The 22,653-nt window shown below is 67.8% G+C and carries 17 protein-coding genes; 6 read left to right on the top strand and 11 right to left on the bottom strand.

What is annotated here, in order from left to right; genetic code table 11:
* Positions 1-3: 3 nt before the first annotated feature.
* Both ASF54_RS15560 and ASF54_RS15555 read right to left on the bottom strand, forming a co-directional pair.
* Entirely contained in the window at positions 4-1,395 is a 1,392-nt protein-coding gene (locus tag ASF54_RS15560) for an extracellular solute-binding protein (protein WP_055965490.1), read from the bottom strand.
* Positions 1,396-1,655: 260 nt separating this feature from the next.
* Positions 1,656-2,954, bottom strand: a complete 1,299-nt coding sequence (locus ASF54_RS15555; RefSeq protein ID WP_055965487.1) for an ROK family transcriptional regulator — start codon at positions 2,952-2,954, stop codon at positions 1,656-1,658.
* Positions 2,955-3,050: 96 nt separating this feature from the next.
* On the opposite strand from ASF54_RS15555, the gene ASF54_RS15550 reads away from it, so the two are divergent.
* Both ASF54_RS15550 and ASF54_RS15545 read left to right on the top strand, forming a co-directional pair.
* Positions 3,051-3,530, top strand: a complete 480-nt coding sequence (locus tag ASF54_RS15550; protein WP_055965141.1) for a GNAT family N-acetyltransferase — start codon at positions 3,051-3,053, stop codon at positions 3,528-3,530.
* A gap of 30 nt (positions 3,531-3,560) precedes the next feature.
* Positions 3,561-3,905 carry an MGMT family protein gene (locus ASF54_RS15545; protein ID WP_055965136.1) on the top strand — a complete coding sequence of 115 codons (345 nt, stop codon included), beginning with the start codon at positions 3,561-3,563 and terminating at the stop codon, positions 3,903-3,905.
* Between the two features lie 80 nt (positions 3,906-3,985).
* On the opposite strand, the gene ASF54_RS15540 is transcribed toward ASF54_RS15545, so the two are convergent.
* From ASF54_RS15540 to sucC, 7 genes are all read right to left on the bottom strand, one after another.
* A complete protein-coding gene (locus ASF54_RS15540; protein WP_055965133.1) occupies positions 3,986-5,806 on the bottom strand; it encodes an ABC transporter ATP-binding protein in 1,821 nt (606 codons plus the stop codon).
* Positions 5,803-7,701, bottom strand: a complete 1,899-nt coding sequence (locus ASF54_RS15535; protein WP_055965130.1) for an ABC transporter ATP-binding protein — start codon at positions 7,699-7,701, stop codon at positions 5,803-5,805. The genes ASF54_RS15540 and ASF54_RS15535 overlap by 4 nt, the downstream gene beginning before the upstream one ends.
* Positions 7,702-8,217: 516 nt before the next feature.
* Positions 8,218-9,864 carry a bifunctional phosphoribosylaminoimidazolecarboxamide formyltransferase/IMP cyclohydrolase gene (gene purH, locus ASF54_RS15530; RefSeq protein ID WP_055965127.1) on the bottom strand — a complete coding sequence of 549 codons (1,647 nt, stop codon included), beginning with the start codon at positions 9,862-9,864 and terminating at the stop codon, positions 8,218-8,220.
* On the bottom strand, positions 9,861-10,454 hold the full coding sequence (gene purN / locus ASF54_RS15525) for a phosphoribosylglycinamide formyltransferase (RefSeq protein WP_055965123.1): 594 nt from the start codon (positions 10,452-10,454) through the stop codon (positions 9,861-9,863). Before purN ends, purH begins: the two co-directional genes overlap by 4 nt.
* A gap of 154 nt (positions 10,455-10,608) precedes the next feature.
* Complete coding sequence (locus tag ASF54_RS15520) at positions 10,609-12,111, bottom strand: cell division protein PerM (protein ID WP_200919635.1); 1,503 nt, start codon at positions 12,109-12,111, stop codon at positions 10,609-10,611.
* Positions 12,112-12,352: 241 nt separating this feature from the next.
* Positions 12,353-13,240: a succinate--CoA ligase subunit alpha gene (gene sucD / locus ASF54_RS15515; RefSeq protein ID WP_055965120.1), complete on the bottom strand. Its 888-nt coding sequence runs from the start codon at positions 13,238-13,240 to the stop codon at positions 12,353-12,355.
* A 12-nt stretch (positions 13,241-13,252) separates the two neighbouring features.
* The gene (sucC, locus tag ASF54_RS15510; protein WP_055965118.1) at positions 13,253-14,431 is read right to left on the bottom strand and encodes an ADP-forming succinate--CoA ligase subunit beta; all 1,179 of its coding nucleotides are present in this window, start codon (positions 14,429-14,431) and stop codon (positions 13,253-13,255) included.
* A gap of 224 nt (positions 14,432-14,655) precedes the next feature.
* Between sucC and ASF54_RS15505 the strand changes: the two genes are divergently transcribed.
* From ASF54_RS15505 to ASF54_RS15495, 3 genes are all read left to right on the top strand, one after another.
* Positions 14,656-15,069: an ester cyclase gene (locus tag ASF54_RS15505; protein ID WP_055965115.1), complete on the top strand. Its 414-nt coding sequence runs from the start codon at positions 14,656-14,658 to the stop codon at positions 15,067-15,069.
* A gap of 1 nt (position 15,070) precedes the next feature.
* Positions 15,071-15,295: a hypothetical protein gene (locus tag ASF54_RS15500; RefSeq protein ID WP_055965113.1), complete on the top strand. Its 225-nt coding sequence runs from the start codon at positions 15,071-15,073 to the stop codon at positions 15,293-15,295.
* 110 nt (positions 15,296-15,405) lie between these two features.
* Positions 15,406-17,472: a hypothetical protein gene (locus ASF54_RS15495; protein WP_157510228.1), complete on the top strand. Its 2,067-nt coding sequence runs from the start codon at positions 15,406-15,408 to the stop codon at positions 17,470-17,472.
* Between the two features lie 222 nt (positions 17,473-17,694).
* On the opposite strand, the gene ASF54_RS15490 is transcribed toward ASF54_RS15495, so the two are convergent.
* The gene (locus ASF54_RS15490; RefSeq protein ID WP_055965106.1) at positions 17,695-20,139 is read right to left on the bottom strand and encodes an ATP-dependent helicase; all 2,445 of its coding nucleotides are present in this window, start codon (positions 20,137-20,139) and stop codon (positions 17,695-17,697) included.
* 52 nt (positions 20,140-20,191) lie between these two features.
* Positions 20,192-21,202, bottom strand: a complete 1,011-nt coding sequence (locus ASF54_RS15485) for a glycerophosphodiester phosphodiesterase family protein (protein ID WP_055965484.1) — start codon at positions 21,200-21,202, stop codon at positions 20,192-20,194.
* A gap of 231 nt (positions 21,203-21,433) precedes the next feature.
* On the opposite strand from ASF54_RS15485, the gene ASF54_RS15480 reads away from it, so the two are divergent.
* Positions 21,434-22,288: a Bax inhibitor-1/YccA family protein gene (locus tag ASF54_RS15480; RefSeq protein ID WP_055965103.1), complete on the top strand. Its 855-nt coding sequence runs from the start codon at positions 21,434-21,436 to the stop codon at positions 22,286-22,288.
* Positions 22,289-22,653 lie beyond the last annotated feature (365 nt).

The following is a 22,653-nucleotide window of genomic DNA, read 5'->3' as shown; positions in this document are numbered from 1 at the left end:
GCCCTACTTCGAGACCGTCTTGTCGGCGCCGACGATGCCGGTGAGGGCTGTGTCGTAGGCCTTCGCGGCTTCCTCGGGCGTCTGCTGGCCCGTCATGACCGCCTCCATCGCCACGGTGATCTGGTTCGAGATCTGGCTGTAGTCGGTGGTCGCGGGTCGGAAGTGCGTGTCTTTCACGAGCGACGAGAAGAACTTGAAGCTCGGGTTCGAGTCGGCGTAGTCGGGGTCGGTCGCGACGTCGCTGCGCACCGCGATCTGGCTGGCGGCGATGTCGTACGACATCGAACCGTCTTTATCGAGTGCGTCGGCGATGAAGTCGAACGCCTTGTCGGAGTTTTTGCTGGTCGCACCGACCGCAAGGGTCCAGCCGCCCGACATGCTGTTCACGCCGGGAGCCTCGCCGTTCTGGGTCGGCATTCCGACCTGGCCCATGACCTTGCTCCACTCGGGCCACGGGTTCGTGCCCGTCGAGAGCCAGGTGCCACTGAGCCACGAGCCGTCGAGGTCGATGGCGAGCTTGCCCTTGGGCAGCCACTCGCCGCCGACGACGGTCGAAATGTTGGTGTCGAGGGCCTGCTCGGGTGTCGGGCCCACTCCGCCCTGGTAGACGTCTTTGATGAAGCCGAGCGAGTCGGTGAAGTTCGACGACCCGGTGATCCACTTCTTCGACGCGTCGTCGTAGAGGGTGCCGTTCGGGGTGCCGTACAGGAGCATCTCGAAGCCCTGCATGGTCGAGCCCTCGCCCTGCGGCTTGCCCGAGTAGACGTTCAGCGGCACGACGTCGGGCAGCTTCGACTTGATCGTCTTGGCCGCACTCAGCACGTCGTCCCAGGTCTTGGGCTCCCACGGCACGGTCAGACCGGCCTTCTTGAAGAGGTCTTTGTTGTACCAGAGGGCCCTGGTGTCGGTGCCCATCGGAATCCCGTAGGTCTTGCCGTCGGTGCCGACGCCCGCCTCTTTGGCGTTGTCGTAGAACTTGCTCCAGTCGGCCCACTTCGCGGTGTACTTGTCGAGGGGCAGCAGGTAGCCGGCCTCGGCGTCCGCCTTCACCTTGAACGTGTCTTCGTAGATGACGTCGGGGGCCGTCGAGGGCGCGCGCTCCATCAGGGCGAGCTTCGTGTAGTAGTCGTCGTTCTGGGCGGCGATCGGCTCGAGCTGCACCGTCATGCCGGGGTTGGCCTTTTCGAACGACTTCTTCACCTCTTTGAGGTGGGCGTCGAGCTGCGTGAACGTGCCGAACTTTTGGTACGCGATCTTGATCGTGTTCGAATCGCCACCGCCGCCGGCGCTGCACCCGGTCGCGACCAAAGCTGTAGTCATGACGGTGGCCGCGATGGCGAGGATACGGGCGGCTCGCCGCCCCCTGCGAGAAGTGGTGGTGCCGGTGCTGCTCATCATGGTGCTCCCTTGCTCCATAAGACGCCGTCTCGGCAACTCCGCCGATCCGCTCGGCATTACTCAATCGTCTTTACTAACCTCTGTCAAGACTCATTTTTGTAACGCTCCGGTTTGGATCCTGCATTCGCTTGTGCCGTCGCCGCTCCTGCAAATTCGAAGGAAAAACCGGCGCCGGGCGACGAGAAATCAAGGATCCGACGGGGTCACCCACGCGGATCTCCTTCGAATTCGACGTCGTACCGCAAACCGCGAGCGGGTCAGACCGAGATCAGCATCCCCGACGGCCGCGGCGAGAACGCGTGGTCGAGCACCAGGCACGCAGCACCGACCGCGGCGACATCTTCGCCGATCGCCGAGCCGACGAACCCGAGCCCGCGCCGTGGGATGAGCGCGGCCGACTGCTCCACCGCCTCGGGAAGCACCTCGAGCACGACATCGCCGATCTCGTCCCAGAACGGGCCGCCGAAGACGAGCTCGTCGAGGTCCAGCAGGTTGACCAGCACGACGATGGCCCGGGCGAGGTGCAACCCGGCCCCGTGAAGGATGCGCCGAGCGGAGTCACGCTGATCGGAGGACGGCGTGGCCTGGGCATCGGCCGGGCCGGATCCTTCGATTTCGGTCACGTCGACGGGAGCACCGCCCGCGATGGCCGCGAGCCGGTGGAAGGCCCCGCTGACCGTCTCCATGTCGGCGCCGTCGTCGAGCGCGGGAAGCAGTCCCGCGTCGACCGCCTGGCACACCAGCGCGCGCGGCGTGATGAGGTCGCCCACGCAGCCGGCCCGCCCGCACACGCAGATCGCCCCCGCGGGATCGACCGTGATGTGCCCCGCGTCGCCGGCATTCGAGCTCGAGCCCCGGACGACGTCGCGCCCGACGACCAGCCCGGTGCCGAATCCGGTCCCGTAGTAGACGAACGCGAAATTGGCGCGCTCGGAGGCGGTCGAGAACCAGAGCTCGGCGACCGCGGCGGCCGTGACGTCTTTCTCGAGCAGCACCGGCAACCCCGTCGCCTCGCTGAGTGCTGCCCGAAGCGGCACATGACGCCAGAGCGGCAGCATCGGCGGGTCGAGGACGATGCCCTGCTCCGCGTCGATGGGGCCGGGCGAGGCGATTCCGACACCGATCACGAGCCGAGGATCCACGCCCGAGTCGCCGATCAACCGGTCGATCGAGCGCGCCATCAGGTCGATCAGCTGAACGGGCTCCGACGCGGAGGGCGTGCGGGTGCGGGAGTGCGACACGACGACCCCGCGCAGATCGAGGACGACGTAGGTGATGACGGCCGGGTCGATATGGACGCCGACCGCGTAGCTGCCGTGAGCTTCGAGCTGCAGGATGGTGCGCGGCTTGCCCGGGCCGTTGACGATCTTGCCCGTCTCGCGCACGAGGCCCGCCTCGAGGAGGCGCCTCGACACGTTCCCGATCGTCTGGGCGCTGAGCCCCGTCTGCACGGCCAGCTCGACCCGGCTCAGCCCCTCGGATGCGCGCCGGATCGCGTCGAGCACGACGGCCTGGTTGTAGCCGCCGATCGCCGGAAGGTTCGTGCCGGTTCGCATGGCGTCGAGAGTAGCGGTCATCCGGCTGACAGGGGGTTCTCCACAAGGGCCGAAGGGATCCTGTTGCACCCCGGAGCCGCACGCTAGCCTGGGCACATGAGTGACCTCCGCCTCGAAGAGCTGTCGGCCAAGACCATCGTCGCGGCCAATACCCTGACCCTCAAGCCGGGCCAAGAGCAGTACGTGGCGCCCGTGTCGCACTCCATCGCCGAGGCCTACGTCAACCCGACGTCGGCGTGGCCACGAGTCGTGCTCGACGGCGACGAGGTGGTCGGCTTCATCATGGGGCAGTTCGACCCCGACAACGATCACGAAGAGCTCCGCAGCTGCATCTGGCGCATCAACGTGTCGGCCGACGCGCAGGGCCAGGGGGTGGGCCGCTTCGCCGTGCACTCGCTGGCCACCGAGGCGCGCAACCGGGGCTTCGAGCGACTCACCGTCATCTACGAGCCCGGCGACGACGGCCCCGAGAGCTTCTTCACGCACGTCGGCTTCGAAGTGATTGGCGAGACCCCCTACGGCGAGCACCTGGCCGCACTGACCATCGCCCCGTCGCCGCACGACGACGAGGCCTGAGCCGCGACGACGCCTGAGCCGCAGCGTTCGATGCGCTCTTCCGAGCCCGGCGCCGACCTCGCGAGTCCGGCAGACGCCGACGACTGGGTCTCGCGCGTTGTCGCAGTCGTCGAGTCCATTCCCGCTGGGTGCGCGCTCAGCTACGGCGGGGTCGCTGCCCTGCTCGGCTCCCGCTCCTCACGCGGCGTCGGCAAGGTGATGGCGCAGGCCGGCCACGATCTGCCGTGGTGGCGGGTGATCCGCGCGTCGGGCCATCCACCCGAAGGCCACGAGCAGCGCGCCCTCGAGATGTACCGCGTCGAGGGCACGCCGCTCCGCTGGAGCCGCACGGGCACCTGGCGCGTCGATCTCGACGCTGCCGAGTGGCGCCCCTGAGCCGCGAGCGCTCGTGGCACCATGTTTCGGGCCAAGCACCGCCGAAAGACGGTGCCCTGCCCGAAACGTGGTGTCGGCGCTCAGACCAGCGACTCCCGCCACGCCGCGTGCAACTGCGCGAACCGGCCCGTCCCAGCGATGAGGTCATCGGGCGTGCCGTCTTCGACGATGCGTCCGTACTCCATCACGAGCACCCGGTCGGCGATCGCGACCGTCGAGAGCCGGTGCGCGATGATCAGCGCTGTTCGGTCGCTCAGCAGCGTCTGCAGCGCCTCTTGCACGAGCCGCTCCGACGGGATGTCGAGCGACGCCGTCGCCTCGTCGAGAATCAGCACCGCCGGGTCGGCGATGAACGCCCGCGCGAACGAGAGCAGCTGACGCTGACCCGCTGAGACACGACCGCCGCGCTTGTTCACGTCGGTGTCGTAGCCGTCCGGCAGCGCCATGATGAACTCGTGCGCGCCGACCGCCCGCGCCGACCGCTCGATCTCCTCGCGCGTCGCGTCGGGCTTGCCGAGCGCGATGTTGTCGGCGACGGATCCCGAGAAGAGATACGCCTCCTGGGTGACCATGACGATCGCCCGGCGCAGGTCTTTCGGGTGCAGGTTGCGCAGGTCGACGCCGTCGAGTCGAATGCTGCCGCGCGACGGGTCGTAGAAGCGCGCGATCAGCTTCGCGAGTGTCGACTTGCCGGCGCCGGTCGATCCGACGAGGGCGATGGTCTGGCCGGCCGGCACGTGCAGGTCGAACTCGGGAAGCACGACCGCGTCGCTGTTGTACGCGAACTCGACATCGTCGAAGTCGACGGCGCCCTTCGCGTCGTAGAGGTCGGTCGGGCGCACCGGATCGGGCACACTCGGCTCCTCCTCGAGCACGCCCGAGATCTTCTCGAGCGCGGCCGACGCCGACTGGTAGCCGTTGTAGAACATCGCCAGCTCCTCGGCCGGATCGAAGAAGCGTTTCGCGTAGAGGGCGACGGCCAGCAGCGCGCCGATCTCGAGCGAACCGTCGATGACGCGGAACCCGCCGAACAGCACGACCGCGGCGAGGGTCGCGTTGCCGATCATCACGAGGCCGGGGTCGAACGTTCCGAACAGGCGGAAGACCTTCGCGTTGGCCTGCCGGTAGCTCTCGACGTACTCGCCGTAGGTGTCTTCGTTGCGCTTCTCCTTGCGGAACGCCTGCACGGCGCGAATGCCCGTCATCGTCTCGACGAAGTGCACGATCACGCGCGCACTGGTCGTGCGGGTGGCACGGAACAGTCGCTGCGACCGCACCTGGAACCACCGGGTGAGGGCGAACAGCGGAATCAGCGCCACCCCGAGGATCAACCCCGACGGAGCATCGAGACTGACGAGCGCGATGGCCGTGAAGACCATGTACAGCAGACCCTGCACCAGCTGGTTGATACCCGAGTCGAACAGCTCGCGGATCGAGTCGAGGTCGCTCGTCTGGCGCGAGATGATCCGACCCGACGTGTAGCTCTCGTGGAACTCCAGGCTGAGTCGCTGCGTGTGCAAGAAGAGCCGCTTGCGCAGGTCGAACAGCACGCTCTGGCTGATCCGGGCGAAGAGCACCGTGTACTGCGCCATCATGACGGCGCCGATGATGCCGGTCACCAGATACAGGCCGACCACGACGAAGGTCGGAGCCCAGTTCTGATCGTCGAGCAGCGCCGGCAGCGCGTTGTCGATGCCGTATGCGATGAGGGTGGGCCCGGCGACCTGGGCAGCGGTCGAGAGCACCACGATGATCGCGGTGACGAGGATCCTGCGCTTTAAAGGGGACAACAAGGATCCGAGGAGACGCCGCGAACGCAACTGCAGTCGCCTGCTCTCGTCGCGCGTGAAGTCGTTGCGCTCTTCGCCCTTGACGCCCTGGGTGCTTGCAGTGGTGCTCACGCCAGCACGTCCTCTCGGGTGGTCCGATCGTCGTCGTCGAGCGACGAGATCACATAGCGGTAGTGGTCGTTGGTGGCGATCAGGTCGGAGTGCCGGCCGACCGCGGTGACGCGTCCGTTTTCGAGGAGCGCCACGCGATCCGCGAGGTTCACGGTCGACGGGCGGTGCGCCACGATCAGCGAGGTCGTCTCGGAGAGAACCCTCCGGAGCCCCGCCTCGACGCGGGCCTCGGTGTCGACGTCGAGCGCCGACAACGGGTCGTCGAGCACCAGCACCGACGGCCGCGCCGCGATGGCCCGGGCCAGGGCGAGCCGCTGGCGCTGGCCTCCCGAAAGGCTGAGCCCCTCTTCGCCGACAGTCGTGTCGACGCCCTCCGGCAGATCGTGCACGAACCCGGCCTGAGCGATGTCGAGGGCCTCGCGCATCACCCGATCGGCCTCGTCGCCCGACAGGTCGGGTCGTCCGAGCAGCACGTTGTCGCGCACCGTGGTGCTGAACAGCGTCGCGTCTTCGAAGGCCATGCCGATGTGGCGGCGGAGCTCTTCGCGCGTCAGATCGCGCACGTCGACACCGTCGAGCAGCACTTCGCCGCCGGTGACGTCGTACAGGCGCGGCACGAGAGCCAGGAGCGTGGTCTTGCCGGATCCTGTGAGCCCGACCAGGGCCATCGTCTCACCCGGCTGGAGCTCGAGATCGACGCCGTCGACGAGGTCGGCGAACTGCGCCGGGCTGTCTTGGTAGCGGAAGTGCGTCGCCCGGAACTCGAGGTGACCGCGGGGGTTCGTTATCGTCTTCGGCTCGACCGGGTCGGTCACCGTGTTGACGCTGTCGAGCACCTCGAAGAAGCGGTCGACCGCTGTGCGGGTATCGAACGTCATCGACAGGAGGAACCCGATCGACTCGACCGGAAAGCGCAGCACGGTCGCCGTAGCGAAGAACGCGAAGAGCTCGCCGACCGTCAACTGACCTTCGGAGGCCAGCCAGATGCCCGCCAGCAGACACAGCGCGAACGCCACGTCGGGCACGAGCAGCAGCCACAGCCACAGTTGTGCGATCGCCTTCGACTTCTCGATCTCGGTTCCGCGCAGCTCTTCGGCACGCTTCGCGAAGTCGCGCAGCGAATGCTTGCCGCGACCGAACGCCTTGAGCACCCGGATGCCGTGCACCGACTCTTCGACGCTCGTCGCGAGGTCGCCGACCTGGTCTTGGCTCCGTCGCGCGATGACCGAGTAGCGGTTCTCGAACCGCAGGCCGACGACCCAAATCGGAATCGACGCGACCACGAAGATCAGGCCGAGCAGCCAGCTGTAGAAGAACAGCACCACGAAGCCGACGACGATCGTCAAGAAGTTGACGATCAGCAGAACGATTCCGAACGCGAGCCACCGGCGGATGAGGCTGAGGTCGCTGACCGAACGGCTGAGCAACTGGCCGCTCTGCCACCGGTCGTGGAAGGCCACGGGCAGGTCTTGGAGCTTCTTGTAGAGGCCGTTGCGCATGCTCGTCTCGACGTGCGTGCTCGGCGTGAGCACCAGCCAGCGACGGCCCATGATCATGACCGCCTCGACGACGCCGAGCCCGAGGACGATCCAGAACGCCGGCCACACCTGCCGTGAATCACCGCTCGACAGCGGTCCGTCGACGAGCTGCTGGAGCACGAACGGGATCAGCAGGGCGACGACGGAGGCCAGAAGCGCGGCCACCATGCCGAGGACGATGCGGGGGAAGGCGGGCTTGACGAAGGGATAGAGGCGCTTGAGCGTGCCGAACGTCGAGAGGCGGTCGGCCGTGTCGGTGCTCGTGGTGTTGCCGGTGCTCTTGTTCGTGTTCGTTTTCGTGTTCGTGTTCGTGTTCGTGTTCGTGTTCGTGTTCGTGGGAGGGGGATGCTGAGACATGAAGGATCCAAGTCGTGGGGCAGGGTCGACGCGGCGATCCTGAAAGTTGCGATGTGATGGGCGTGACCGTGAAGGAGGTCACGTGAACGGCGCCACGCGGGCGCGGATGGTGCTGCGGAGGCGATCGCTGGTCAGGCGGCCGAGGCAGAGTGTCGGCGAGCGCGCGGGGAAGAGGCGGCGCTGATAGCCACCGTCCGGAACGAGGTGTGGGCTGTCTTCGTCATTGTGTCCTCCCGAGGCATTCGCTTCTGCATATAGTCACGTGGCTTCATGCCGCCACTTCGAAGGTGACTGCAAGCAGCCTTACAGGATAAACCGACGCCGACGTAAACCGCAATGAAAAGTTCGGTTCTCGCGCTGCCGCCGAATTCGAAGGAGAAACGCCCGGCCGACCCCGCCCGATCGGCATGAAGTCGTCGGCGCGCTCGTGTTTCTCCTTCGAATTCGGGCCCGACGCCGCGCTCCGGCAGGAGAGCCCAAAATCGGCGGAGAGGACTCGCCTAGAAGACGCCCTGCTTAGTGGAAGAAGTGACGCTCTGCGGTAAAGTACATCGAAACACCGGCGGCCTGCGCGGCGGCGATGACCTCGTTGTCGCGGATAGACCCGCCCGGCTGCACCACGGCGCGAACGCCCGCGGCGAGAAGCACCTCGAGCCCGTCGGCGAACGGGAAGAACGCGTCGGAAGCAGCTACGGAGCCCTGAGCGCGATCGCCAGCCCGCTTTACGGCGAGGTGGCACGAGTCGACCCGGTTGACCTGCCCCATGCCGACGCCGACCGAGGCGCCGCCGGACGCCAGCAGGATCGCATTCGATTTGACCGACCGCGACGCGATCCAGGCGAACTCGAGGTCGGCACGCGTGGCCTCGTCGACCTCCTCGCCCGCCACCAAGCTCCAGCCCGACGACGAGAAGCCCGTGAAACGGTCACTGTCTTGCACGAGCACGCCGCCCGAGATCTGCTTGTACTCGCGGTCGGCGAGGGCGAACCCGTCGGGCAGCTGCAGCAGGCGGATGTTCTTCTTCGCCGTCAGGATCGCCAGCGCCTCCGGCTCGAAGCCCGGTGCGACGATGACCTCGGTGAAGATGTCTTTGACCGTCTCGGCCATGGCGACGGTGACGGTGCGGTTCGCCGCGATCACTCCCCCGAAGGCCGACAGGGGGTCGCAGGCGTGCGCGCGGGCGTGCGCGTCGGCGATGGGGTCAGCCTCATCGAGACCTCCGACGGCGATCCCGCACGGGTTGGCGTGCTTGATGATGGCGACGGCCGGACGGTCGAAGTCGTATGCCGCCCGCACCGCCGCGTCGGCGTCGACGAAGTTGTTGTACGACATCTCTTTGCCGTGCAGCTGGGTCGCTTGGGCGATGCCGGTTCCGTCCGTCTCGGCGTACAGCGCGGCTGCCTGGTGCGAGTTCTCGCCGTAGCGGAGGGTGTGCTCCAGTTCGGCCGAGACGGCGAAGGTCGTTTCGAACGTGGCCGAGGATCCTGCCGCCGCCGCTGGGGCATCCGTGCCGGCATCGTGCTCGGCCCGCACCCCGACACTCGCCGCGAAATACGCCGCGACCGCGGTATCGTAGGAGGCGGTGTGGGCGAAGGCCTCGCCCGCGAGACGCTGCCTCTGGGCGAGAGTCGTGCCGCCGAGGGTGAGCGCCTTCGTGATCTGGGGGTACGACGCCGGTGAGACGGCGATCGCTACGTTGGCATGGTTCTTCGCCGCCGCCCGAACGAGCGCCGGGCCGCCGATGTCGATGTTCTCGATCACGGTCGGGGCATCAGCGCCCGACGCCACCGTCTCGACGAACGGGTAAAGGTTGACCACGACAAGCTGGAACGGCTTGATGTCGAGGTCGCGGAGCTGGTCTTCGTGCGTCTCGAGTCGCAGGTCGGCGAGCACGCCGGCGTGGATGGCCGGGTGCAGCGTCTTGACGCGGCCATCGAGGGACTCAGGGAAGTCGGTCACGGCACTCACGTCGGTGACCGCGAACCCGGCGTCGCGGATTGTCTGCGCGGTCGAACCCGTCGACACGATCTCGACGCCCGCCTTCGCGAGGGCCGTCGCGAGTTCGACCAGCCCGGTCTTGTCGCTCACGGAGATCAGCGCGCGCGCGATCTCGATGGCGTCGCGGTCGCGGTAAAGGCTGGGGTCGATTGCGTGGCCGCTCATGCGGGAGTCTTCTCCGTCAGGTCGATTGTTCCGTTGGCGATGTCGAGGATGCTCTGAACGAGCAACCGGCGCTCGACGACCTTGATGCGGTCGTGGAGCGTGTCTTCGGTGTCGCCGGGGTGCACGGGAATGCGCTCCTGCGACAGGATGGGGCCCGAGTCGACGCCGTTGTCGACGACGATGACGCTCGCCCCGGTCTGGCTCACTCCGGCCGCGATCGCATCACGGACCCCATGCGCGCCGGGAAACTCGGGCAGGTAGGCGGGGTGCGTGTTGATCAACCTCGGGCTGAACGCCTCGACGACTCGGGGCGGCACGAGCCGCATAAAACCGCTGAGCACCACGAGGTCGGGCTGCCACTGCCGAATCTGGTCGAGCAGCTCGTCGCCCCAGGCCTCACGGTCGGGAAAACTCGTGAACGGCACCGAGAACGTGGCGATGCCGAATGCCTCGGCGTGGTCGAAACCGTCGGCCGCACGGTCGGCCCCGACGGCGACGACCCGGGCCGGATATTCGACGTCGCTCGCGGCTTCGAGGAGGGCCCGGAGATTGGAGCCCCCGCCGGAGATGAGCACGACGAGCCTTAGCACCCGGCAAGCCTAGCGTGCGGTCTAGAGCTGCCCGGGCCGTTGTCCACAGGGCTATCCGGCCCGGGAAAGCTGCTCGGAAGCGGGCCCACCAGTCGGCCCGATATGCGGTCAGCACACCAAGGCCCACCATGGTGTCGAGTCTGCATCGTGGGCGTCAGCGGGTGAACCCGTCGAGGCGCTCGGTCGGAACGTCGTCGGGCGAGCGCGTGTCGGACGAGCGGCTGTCGGACGAGCGCTTGTCGCGCGGCAGCACCGTGTCGAGGCTCGGCAGCCCGTCGGCTGTCTCGGGCGCGCGAGGCCCACCAGTGTCACCGGCGTCACGGTCACCGGCACTACGCGAGCGATCAGGATCCGACACAGCTGACTCCGACTTCGGCTTGTCGCGAGCAGCGGACGCACGCTCCGGCAGCCTCTCGCCCACCACCTGCGCGAGGTCGCCGATCGCCTCGGCCCCCGACTTCACCACGAGGGCGAGAACGGCCGGGATGCCGACCTCCAGTGCAGCGAACAGCCCCACGACCCAGGCGTCGGGCCCCACCGACGCAAGCCGCCCCGGGCCGGCGGAGCCGGCCGAGACGCCGGCCACCCCGCCGATGATCAGACCGGCGACGACGCCCGTCGAGACGCCGACGACGGCGCGGAAGAGCAGGGAGTCGCGGGCGCCCAGGGCCCGCTCGATGCGGCCGCGCATCAACGTGACGACAACGAACGAGGCAACGACGGGAACGAGGAGGCCGACGAACGCGAAAGCCGGGGTCGACGTCGGCAGGGCGCCGAGGAACGGCACGGCCGGCATCGGGCCGAGGGTGGTGCCGAGCGGCGAGACCGAGGATCCTTCGCCGAGTGCGAAGCCCGGGCCGATCAGCCACGACGCGACCCAGGCGACGGCGTTGGGCACCAGGGCAATCTGGCCGATCGTGAGAGCGAGTCCGCCGAGCACCCCGGCGTGTGCGCCCTCGTACAGCGAGATGATCGACGCGTAGTTCGTGAGTAGGAGGAGTGCGAGGATCGCTCCGGCGACGGCGAAGACGATGACCGCGACGGCGGCGCCCGCGCGAAGCGACACCAGGCCGATTGATCGACCGAGTGACGGGATGGCTTCTACCCCGCGCAGAAGGAGGGCCGTGAGCGGGTCGGGTGTCGCGTCGCGGCGACGCCGGTTGACCTCGGCCGCCGCGAGCAGGGGAATGGCGAAGACGAGCGTGGGCAGGACGATGCCCTGCGCGAGGGAGACTGTCGCGCCGGGACGGCTGGCCGTGGCTGTCACGATGGCCGAGGCGAGGGCGAACGCGAGAACGGCGACGCCGGAGCCGATCGCGCGATGGCTCGTCTCGGCGATTCGCCGGCCCGCACGCGCACCGAGCAGCACGGTGGTGAGCGCAAAACCCAGAGCCGCTATCGAGATGACGATCGGAGCACCCGCGCCGCTGATGCCGGTCGCCGCCGCAGCCGATTTCGACAGCGTCAGGGTGAGATCGGCCCCGTGGCCCACCAGCCAGACGTCGACGCCGGCCTGCCAGAAGACGACCCAGTCGATCTGGAGCCCGTACTGGAAGGCCCAGAGGAAGGTGAGCGACACCACGGGGATGCCCACGCCGATGCCCACGACGAGCAGAGACTCGAGCGCGGCGAAGACGGCGGTGAGAGGGCGATTCATACGGCCATGACTGTACCGGGGGCCACCGACGCCGAAGGGCCGCCCCGCCGAAAGCGGAGCGGCCCTTCAGTAAGCAAGCAGCAGCCCGGGACACCGGAATTCGGCACCGACACCGCCGATGGGCGGTCGTGCCACCGAAATGCAGTGCCAACACCGAAATGCAGTGCCAGGCCCGAAACGCAGTGCCGGGCCCGAACAACGGCGCCAGGCCCGAAACGCGGCACCAGACCCGAAAGCGGCGTCAGAGCGAGCTGTAGACCTCGCGCAGCAGCGCAGCAGTCTCGCTGGGCGTCTTGCCGACCTTGACGCCGGCGGCCTCGAGGGCCTCCTTCTTGGCCTGCGCCGTGCCGGCCGACCCGGAGACGATGGCACCGGCGTGGCCCATGGTCTTTCCCTCGGGAGCGGTGAATCCGGCCACGTAGCCGACGACCGGCTTCGTGACGTTCGCCTTGATGTAGTCGGCAGCGCGCTCTTCGGCGTCGCCGCCGATCTCGCCGATCATCACGATCGCCTTCGTCTCGGGGTCGGCCTCGAACGCGGCGAGCGCGTCGATGTGCGTCGTGCCGATGACGGGGTCGCCGCCGATGCCGATCGCAGTCGAGAAGCCGAGATCGCGGAGCTCGAACATCATCTGGTAGGTGAGCGTGCCCGACTTCGACACGAGGCCGATCGGACCCTTGCCGGTGATGTTGTTGGGGGTGATGCCGACGAGCGACTCGCCGGGCGTGATGATGCCGGGGCAGTTCGGGCCGATGATGCGGGTCGCGCCGCCCTTCGACTTGGCGAGCGCCCAGAACTCGGCGGCGTCTTGCGCCGGGATGCCCTCGGTGATGACGACGACGAGCGGGATGCCCGCTTCGATGGCCTCGATGACGGCGTCTTTCGCGAACGCCGGCGGAACGAAGACGATCGACACGTCGGCGCCGGTCGTCTCGATTGCCTCGGTAACGGTGCCGAACACGGGCAGCGTGACGTCGCCGTGCGAGACGGTGGTGCCGGCCTTGCGGGCGTTGACGCCGCCCACGACCTGCGTGCCGGCCTTCAGCATGAGAGCGGTGTGCTTGGTGCCCTCGCCGCCGGTGATGCCCTGGACGATGACCTTGGAGTCTTTTGTGAGGAAGATCGACATTGTTCTGATCCTTTACTTCTCGTCGGCAGCGGCGAAGGCCAGCTCGGCGGCTTTGTCGGCAGCTTCGTCCATGGTCGCAACGACGGTGACGAGGGGGTGAGCGGCTTCGGCCAAGATCTTTCGGCCCTCGTCGACGTTGTTGCCGTCGAGACGCACGACCAGGGGCTTCGTCGCGGCGTCGCCCAGAATGCCGAGCGCGGCGACGATTCCGTTGGCGACGGCGTCGCACGCCGTGATGCCGCCGAAGACGTTGACGAAGACGCTCTTGACCTGCTCGTCGCCCAGGATGACGTCGAGGCCGTTCGCCATGACCTCGGCGCTCGCTCCGCCGCCGATGTCGAGGAAGTTGGCCGGCTTGACCCCGCCATGCTTCTCTCCGGCGTAGGCGACGACGTCGAGGGTCGACATGACGAGACCCGCGCCGTTGCCGATGATCCCGACCTGGCCGTCGAGTTTGACGTAGTTGAGACCAGCAGCCTTGGCCTTGGCCTCGAGCGGGTCGGCGGCCTCCGCGTCTTCGAGGGACGCGTGGCCGGGGTGACGGAAGTCGGCATTCTCGTCGATCGAGACCTTGCCGTCGAGTGCCACGATGTCGCCCTGCTCGGTGAGTACGAGCGGGTTGACCTCGACCAGAGAGGCGTCTTCGCCCTTGTAGACGTCGTAGAGCTTCACGAGCACCGGCGCGACCTTCTCGATCAGGTCGTCGGGGAATCCCCCCGCCTTGGCGATTTCGGTGGCCTTCGCCAGGTCGATGCCCGTCAGCGGGTCGACCTCGACTCGCGCGAGAGCTTCGGGACGCTCGACGGCGAGCTCCTCGATCTCCATGCCGCCCTCGACGCTGCAGAGCGAGAGGTACGAACGGTTGGCCCGGTCGAGGAGCACGGAGAAGTAGAACTCCTGCTTGATCTGGGCCCCGCCCGCGACCATGACGCGCTTGACCGTGTGGCCCTTGATGTCGAGCCCTAGAATCGCTTCAGCAGCGGCCTCGGCATCAACCGCTGTCTTCGCGACCTTGACGCCGCCGGCCTTGCCTCGGCCGCCTACCTTGACCTGGGCCTTCACCACGGTCACGCCGCCGATCTTCTCCGCCGCAGCCCGCACCTCGGCGGGAGTATCGGCGATGATGCCGGGGAGGACGGGCACGCCGTAGGCCTCGAAGAGGTCTCTGGCCTGGTACTCGAAAAGATCCACGCTGTTCTTCCAATCCGCATCACTGCGTCTCACCACACGGTGTCGTTCCTCATTCCAGCCTGGATAACCGGCGGGAAGGGCGTCTCGAACTCTCTCGACATCGAGACTATGGGCCGTCCATCAGCCTAGCGCGCACCCCCAACACGCTTCTGGCTCTGTCCACAGGTCCGTTCCCCTGGGAGCGCCCGCAGAGCGGCCCGTACCCCGCGGCGTAGACCGGAGTCATGGCTAAAGACACGAACGTCAAGACGCAAGAGAAGCTCGGCGAGATCCTCACCGCCCGTGAGGTGTCACGCCTCGGCGAGGGATTCCATGCCGACGTCGTCGACCACGACCCGGTTCCCGGTGCGCCCGCGGGCCTTGCCGGCATCCAGGAGTTCTGGTCCTCGTTCTTCGAGGCTTTTCCGGACGTCGACCTCAAGGTAGAGACGCTGGTCGCCGACGACGAGTACGTCACCGCGGTCTTCACGATCTCGGGCACCCACACCGGTCCGTTCGAGGGCAACGAGCCGACCGGCAAGAGCTTCCAGGTGCGAGGCATCCAGGTCGGTAAGTTCAACGACGAAGGCCTGATCGTCGAGCGCTGGGGCGCCACCGACCAGGCGACCCTGATGCAGCAACTCGGATTGGACTCCTGACATGAGCGACGCACCATTCACCGACGCGAGCGACCCCGACGAATCGTTCGCCGAGTCGGAGCAGATCGTCACGAACGATGCCGTGGCGGGCGAAACCGTCGAGCCCGGCATCGGTGAAGGCAACGACGGGCCGACGGGCGGCGCACCCTCCGAGGGCGAGCCGGAGTACGCCGAGAACGACCTCGCCGGCGACGACATCGACCTCAGCGACGACGCCGACAACTGATCGTCCACACCTGAAGACCCCCTCTCCACAGAGGGGGTCTTCGTGGTTTCTGGAGCACCCCTGTGGAAAGCGGCGGCGAAGCCGGCCGAGGATCCGAGAGGGTCATCGGCATGAATCGACGAACGTCTCCCCCTCTCCCACCGCCGCGCGCGGGCTCGACCCGGCCACGGCGGATCCTGCTCGCCCTCCTGGCTCTGTTGGCCACCTGTCTGCTGTTCGCTCCGCCGCCTCCCGCCTCCGCCCTCCAGTCGACCGGGCACGGTCGCGGATTCCTGTGGGACGGCGACGGGGTCTCCTGGCTCGGCACGTACCGCCTCGCCGACGGGCGGTCGGCGTTCTGCCTCGAGGTCGGCAGATCGTCGCCGGTGGGCAACGACTACGACCTGAGTTCCTCGGCGACAGGGCTGGGCCTGACCTCGACCGAGATAGCCCGCCTCGCGTACATCGCGCGCACCTGGTCGGGCACCACCGATCCGGTGACGGCGGCGGCGGCCCAGCTCTCGGTCTGGTCGATCACCGGTCTCGACGGGCACACCCTCGAGTACTACGCCGGCCGGGCCAACGAGAAGCGCGATGCGGTGCTGAAGAAGGCGGCTACGTTCAGCGCCAGGGCTGCTGCGCAGGCGACGAACGGGGTCACGGCCGATGTGAGCCTGACCCTGGATGGCACGGGGGCGGGGCGAGTGCGCGCCGATCTCAGCGCCCGGCTCGAATCGGGCGGAGGCACGACGGTGGCAGCGGGTGCATTCGCCGGCTCGATCACCCTCCGTGGAGGTGCCTTCGCCGACGGTTCGTCGACCAAGGCCCTGCGTAACGGTCGCAATCAGTCGTTCCGCGCGACCGGTACGACGCCGATCAACCACGTCAGCGCCACCGCGTCGTTCTCCGACCTTCCCTACCGCGCCGTGATCACGGTCGGCTCGAGCGCCGCCGGATCCCAGCGATTGCTCTTCGACACCGCACCCACCGGCACTGCGACCACGACCGAGACGGTCGAGGCCGTGTCGCCCCGTCCGTTCCAGCCGCGCGTCACAACGTCGACGAGCATGGCCCGGGCTGCGGCCGGCGCAGCCATCACCGACGAGCTGAAGCTGTCGGTCCGACCGGGCGCCGGTCTGCTGTCGAAGTGGGGCGTCTACCGGGTCTCCGGCACCTCGCATCCCGTCCCTGTGACGATCCGCAGCAGACTCCTCGGGCCGTTCGCGAAAAAACCGGCGACGTCGTCTGCGTGGCCGGCGAAGGCCCCCGAGGTCTGCCGCATTGCGACGGTCGTGAAAACGGGGCCGGGTACCTACCGGACGAAACCCTGCACGCTCCCGTCGGAGGGCTACTTCGTCTGGGTCGAGACCATCGACCCGAAAGACACCCCCGTCGCTCAGGGTCGCTCCCGAGTGAAGGCCTGGAAGTCGCCGTTCGCGTCCGCGACCGAGGTGACGTTCTCGCCACCGAAACCCCCGTCCCCGCTCCCGTCGATCACCACGTCGGTGGAGCACGACGAGGTCGTTCCCGGCGAATGCACGCCCGATCGTCTCGTTGCAACCGGGTTCCCCTCCGACGCGGGCGATGTCGTCGTCGAATCCGTCCTTCTCGGCCCCTTCGCCGATGCGCCAGCCGACGGCCACGACTTCGGGCCCGACAAGACCCTCGACGATTTTCCCGTCGCAGGCCGAGTCGAGACCGTCGTGATGGGGGACGGCGAGTACGAATCACCCTGCGTCGAGACCCGAAAGCCGGGGCACTACGTCTGGGTCTTCCTCTCCGAGGGGTCGAAGCCGATCGGCTCCGCGCAGGCGGTCGCCCCCTTCGCCGATCTCACCGCTCACGCGAGCGAGCGGTTCGTCGTGTCGAAACCCGACGTGCCGACCCCGACGCCGACCCCATCCGTCCCGCCCACAACCCCGCCGACGCCCCAGCAAACGACGCCACCGACCCCCTCGGCGAGCACTCCTCCGACGACTACGCCCGTGCCTCCCGCACCTGACGAGCCCCGGCCTCCGCGCCTGCTCGCCTTCACCGGGTCCGGGCCTCTCAGGCCCATCGCGATCGCCGCCGGGAGCAGCCTCGGACTCGGCCTGCTGGCAGTTCTCGCCGGTGTGGTCTCCCGCCGCCTCCGAGCTCGGCGCGAACCTGCATCGACTCCAGGATCCGCCGCGCCCCCGCTCGACGACACCGTCTAGCCGGCCCCCAACGAGAGTGCCCAAAACGGTGCTTGCCAGCTCGGTGAGTGCCGTTTTGGTCACTCTCGTGCCGCGCCTACGATCCGGCCGGACCACCCGGCAGCGCCGCTGCCTGGCAGCCGCACCCACCCGGCAGCGCTGCTACCCGGCAGCCGGACCCACCCGGCAGCCCCGCTACCCGGCAGCCGGACCCACCCGGCAGCCGGCAGCCCGGCAGCCCGCCTAGATCTTTTCGATCGGCGCGACCTTGATCAGCAGCTTCTTTCGGCCCGCGGTGTCGAACTGCACCTCGGCGATGCGTCGCGGACCGATGCCGGTGACGGCGACGACCCGGCCCTCGCCGAAGTCGACGTGGGAGATGCGGTCGTCGGCCGCGAGCTCGAGGTCGCCGTTGTCGCGCACGGTGCCGGTGACCCGGTTGGCCCATTCGGTCTTGGGCTTCGTCTTGGCCGCGGCTGCCGCCCGGTCGTAGCTGCCGCCGCCCATACCGCCGCCGCCGCGTAGTCCACCGGCTCGAGGAGCACCACCGAAACCGCGATCGGTGAAGCCGCTATCGCGGCGGGCATTGAGCGCGCGCGGTTCGGTGCCCCCGCGGCTGTTGGCCATGCCGGGCGATTGCTTCCAGTCGATCAGCTCGACGGGGATCTCCTGCAGGTAGCGCGAGGGCATCGCGACGTTGACTTCACCGAACTGCGCCCGCGTCATCGCGAGCGACAGGAACAGCTTCTGACGCGCCCGCGTGATGCCGACGTAGAACAACCGTCGTTCTTCGGCGGGCCCGCCCGGCTCCGACGCCGACATGCGGTGCGGCAGTAGGTCTTCTTCGACGCCGGTGAGGAACACCGCCTCGTATTCCAGCCCCTTCGCCGTGTGGAGCGTCATCAGCGACACCGTGCCGCTGGTGTCGTCGAGGTCGTCGGCCGCTGCGACGAGCGTGACCTCGGTGAGGAAGTCGAGGAGGACCCCGTCGGGGTTGTTCTTCTGGAACTCGCGGGTGACGGCGACGAGCTCATCGATGTTCTCGGCGCGGGCCTCGTCTTGAGGATCGCGCGACGCGCGGAGAGCGGCCACGAGCCCGCTGCCCTCGATCAGCGCCGTGAGGATCTCTGAGACCAGAGCGGTCGCCGCGGTGGCTGTCACGTCGTCGAGCAGCTGAGCCAGGCCGGTGATCGCACCGGTCACCTTTGGCCCCAGGCCGAGAGCCGCGGCGTTGCGCATTGCGCCGCGCAGGCCCACCTCGTTGGTGTCGGCATACCGCTGCAACGCCGTCTCGGTCGCCGGACCGATGCCGCGCTTCGGCGTGTTCATGATCCGCCGGAGTGCCATAGGGTCTGCCGGGTTCGCCACGGCGATCAGGTATGCCATCGCGTCTTTGATCTCGGCGCGCTCGTAGAACTTCGTGCCGCCGAGCACGCGGTACGGGATGGCGGAGCGGATGAAGATCTCTTCGAGGGCTCGCGTCTGCGAGTTGGTGCGGTAGAAGACGGCCACGTCTTTGTACGCCATGCCGGCCTCGTGCAGGGACGCGATCTCGTCGGCGACGAACTGCGCCTCGTCGTGCCCGGTGTAGCCCGTGAACCCGACGATCTTGTCGCCCGACCCCACTGTCGTGAAGAGGCTCTTCGCCTGGCGGTCGAAGTTGTTCGAGATGACGGCGTTCGCCGCGTCGAGGATGTTCTGCGTCGAGCGGTAATTCTGCTCGAGCAGAATCACCTTCGAGTTCGGGAAGTCGTGCTCGAACTCGGTGATGTTGCGGATATCGGCGCCACGGAACGCGTAGATCGACTGGTCGGAGTCGCCGACGACCGTGAGCGATGCGCCCGGGATCCGCCCGCTGCCGTCTTTCAGCGAGGCGACGTATTGGCCGCCGCGCTCGAGCTCTTCGACGAGGGGTGTCTCGACCGGGCGCGTGAGCTCTCGGATCAGGGCATACTGCGCGTGGTTGGTGTCTTGGTACTCGTCGACCAGGATGTGCCGGAACCGTCGCTGATAGACCGCCGCCACGTGCGGGAACGCGCGGAACAGGTAGACCGTCTGGGCAATGAGGTCGTCGAAGTCGAAGGCGTTGGCGCGCTGGAGCTCGCGGGTGTACTGCCGGAAGATCTCGAGGAACATGACCTCCTGCGGGTCGCCCATGTTGATCTGGCGGGAGTAGGTCTCGACGTCGCTGAGCTCGTTCTTGAGCTTGGAGATCTTGCCGGAGGCCTGGCTCACCGTGAACCCGAGTGAGTCGGCGTCGAGCTCTTTCAGGATTCGCTTGAGCAGCGCCCTCGAATCGGCGCTGTCGTAGATCGTGAAGCTCTTGGTGAAGCCGAACTGTTCGGCCTCGCGCCGCAGAATGCGCACGCACGCCGAGTGGAACGTCGAGATCCACATCCCCTCGGCCGACTGCCCGACGAGCTGAGCGACGCGCTCACGCATCTCGGCGGCTGCCTTGTTGGTGAAGGTGATGGCGAGGATCTGGCTGGGCCAGGCCTCACGTGAGTCGAGGAACCCCGCGATGCGTCGGGTGAGCACGCTCGTCTTGCCGGAGCCGGCGCCCGCCACGATCAGCAGCGACTGGCCGCGGTATTCAACCGCTTCTTTCTGCTGCGGATTCAGGCCGGCGGTCAGCCGATCGTTCGGCATGCCGCCGGTGCTGTCGAAGGGCTCGAGGACGATCGTCATGATCCCCCAAGCCTACGGCCGCCCACCGACACCGCCACCCGCGGCGTGCGTCTCAGCTGTTGGCCGACACCCTCGGAAGAACCTCCAGCAGCAGCTCGGGAAAGTCGGTGAAGACCCCGTCGACGCCGGTCGCGGCGATCTCGTGGAATTCGGTGCGCCAATCGCCGTGATCGGCCTTTGTCGACCCAATGCGGTTCGGCTTCGCGAGGAACGCGTTCTCGGGTCGCAGGGTCCAGGTGAAAGCCTCAAGCCCGAGCCCGTGCGCTCGCTCGACCAGGGTCGCGTCGCCACGACCGCCCTCACCGAGCAGCAGGCCCTTGGGCACGCTGACCCCGTCGAGACCTTCGTCGCGGTTCAGGGCGGCCATGCCCTCCGCAGTCAGCTGTTCGGCGTACGTCGTCGCCGCCGCTCCATCGCGCGCCACCAGGTCGAACGCCGCGCCCGCCGCCTCGAGCAGGTAGACGAAGCGCCCTCCGACACCGCGCCCGCGCAAGTCGTCGAGGACGCCCCGCTCGAAGCTCTCCACCGTCAGCCGGGGGTCGTCGATCCAGCCGGTCTCGGCCAGTTCCGTCGCAACCAGCTCGCCGAGTGGAAGCCCGATCGAGGTGAAGTAGGTGGCGTGCTTCACCTCGGCGACGAGCGAGACGGCGGCCTCGACGGCCTCGTCTGCGTCGAGGAGGTCGAGCAGATCGCGGAACCGCAGGATCCTGCCCTCGCCGTCGTGGCCCGCACTCTCGGGTCGCAGCAGCGGCAATCGCTCCCGGATGCGCAGGCGCTGCAGCTCGGGCCAGGTGAAGTCTTCAGTGAACCAGCCGGTGACCTGCTGGCCGTCGACCTCTTTGGTCGTGCGGCGATCTTCGAAGTCGGGGTGCTCGGCGACGTCGGTCGTTCCCGAGATCTCGTTCTCGTGCCGCAGCACCAGCACGCCGTCTTTCGACGCGACGATATCGGGCTCGATGGCGTCGGCTCCGAGCTCGATGGCCAGCTGATACGCGTCGGCGCCGTGCTCGGGGCGGTGGCCGCTGGCTCCGCGATGGGCGATGACGAGGGGTTCGAGGGTCACGAGAACACGGTAACCGCAGGATCCGACAGCCTGGCTCACGACCCTCTCCCCACCCCGCTCTCAGTCGGGTGCAAACGTGCACGCCCTGCACGTTCTCCCGTGGCGAAACCGCCTCTCATCAGGTGAATTCTCAGCACGTGCCGTACAGCAGACACGTAGACTCGAGTTCAACAAAAGCAGTGTCGGCCGACCCCACCAACCATCGCCGACGCGGATCCCCTGGAGGACCAATTGGCTCACTCGAATCCCGGCTTCAGTCAGTCGCCGGCCTTTTCGAACAACAGCAACGACCTGGTGAACTGGCAGGCCGCGCAGTCGGCTCAGGGCAAGGCTGGTCAGCAGCCGGTCGTGAACGGCGGCATGACTGCCGAGCAGCTCAACGACCTGTACAGCAAGCCGAGCGCCACGCCGGTCGACACCGACCGGATGACGTACGAAGACGTCGTCGCCAAGACCGTCGGCGCCTTCGCTGTGCTCCTCGTCGGTGCCGCGATCGGCTGGTTCGTTCCCGCTCTCGCCGTCGTCGGCGGAATCGTCGGATTGGTCCTCGCCTTCGTCAACATCTTCAAGAAGCGCCCGTCGGGCGCGCTCGTCCTGGCTTACGCCGGCTTCGAGGGTCTTCTCGTCGGTGGGCTCTCGAGCTATTTCGAAGCCGCTTACGACGGCATCGTCGTCCAGGCCATCCTTGGCACGCTCGGTGTGTTCGCGGTGACGCTGGCCCTCTTCAAGTCGGGCAGGGTCCGTGAGTCGAAGCGCGCTACCCAGATCTTCCTCGTCGCCATGCTCGGCTACCTGGCCTTCTCGTTGATCAGCTTCGTTCTGCAGCTCACCGGCGTGACCTCGGGTCAGTTCGGCCTCCGCAGCATCGAGTTCCTCGGCATTCCGCTCGGCTTCTGGATCGGCATCATCGTCGTGCTCCTCGCCGCCTACTCGCTCGTGATGGACTTCACGCAGATCAAGGTTGGCGTCGAGCGGGGTGTCCCGCGCGTCTTCGGATGGCAGGCCGCTTTCGGCCTCGTCGTCACGATCGTGTGGCTGTACACCGAGATCCTGCGCATGCTCGCGATCCTGCGCGGCAACAACTAGCTTCTGCCTCAGCACACGGGCCGCTCTCCTCACGGAGGGCGGCCCGTTTTGCGTCCGCCCTGGTGCGGGCCGGGCATGAGCTCGGCCCCGGTCGGTGGGCTGCCGAGGCCGCCGAGATCGCACTTGGGGTCGCCCTCACCCGACCATTACTGCGATCTCGGCGCCCGGGCGTCGTCACCCGGCCCGCGAGATGGCCCGATCTCCCGCCAGCCGTCGGTAATCCCGGAGGTCGGGGCATCTCGCGACCGCTGCCTTGGCGCCCCGGCCGGCACCACCGCAGTGCGGCACTCCCACCGCGCGACGCTTCACGCCCGCGCCGAGATCGCACTAGTTGTCGCCACCACCCGACCGCTACTGCGATCTCG

This window comes from Frondihabitans sp. Leaf304 (genome assembly GCF_001423105.1).
In the GTDB taxonomy this organism is placed as follows: Bacteria; Actinomycetota; Actinomycetes; order Actinomycetales; family Microbacteriaceae; genus Frondihabitans.
This window is presented reverse-complemented; position numbering and strand designations above follow the sequence as displayed.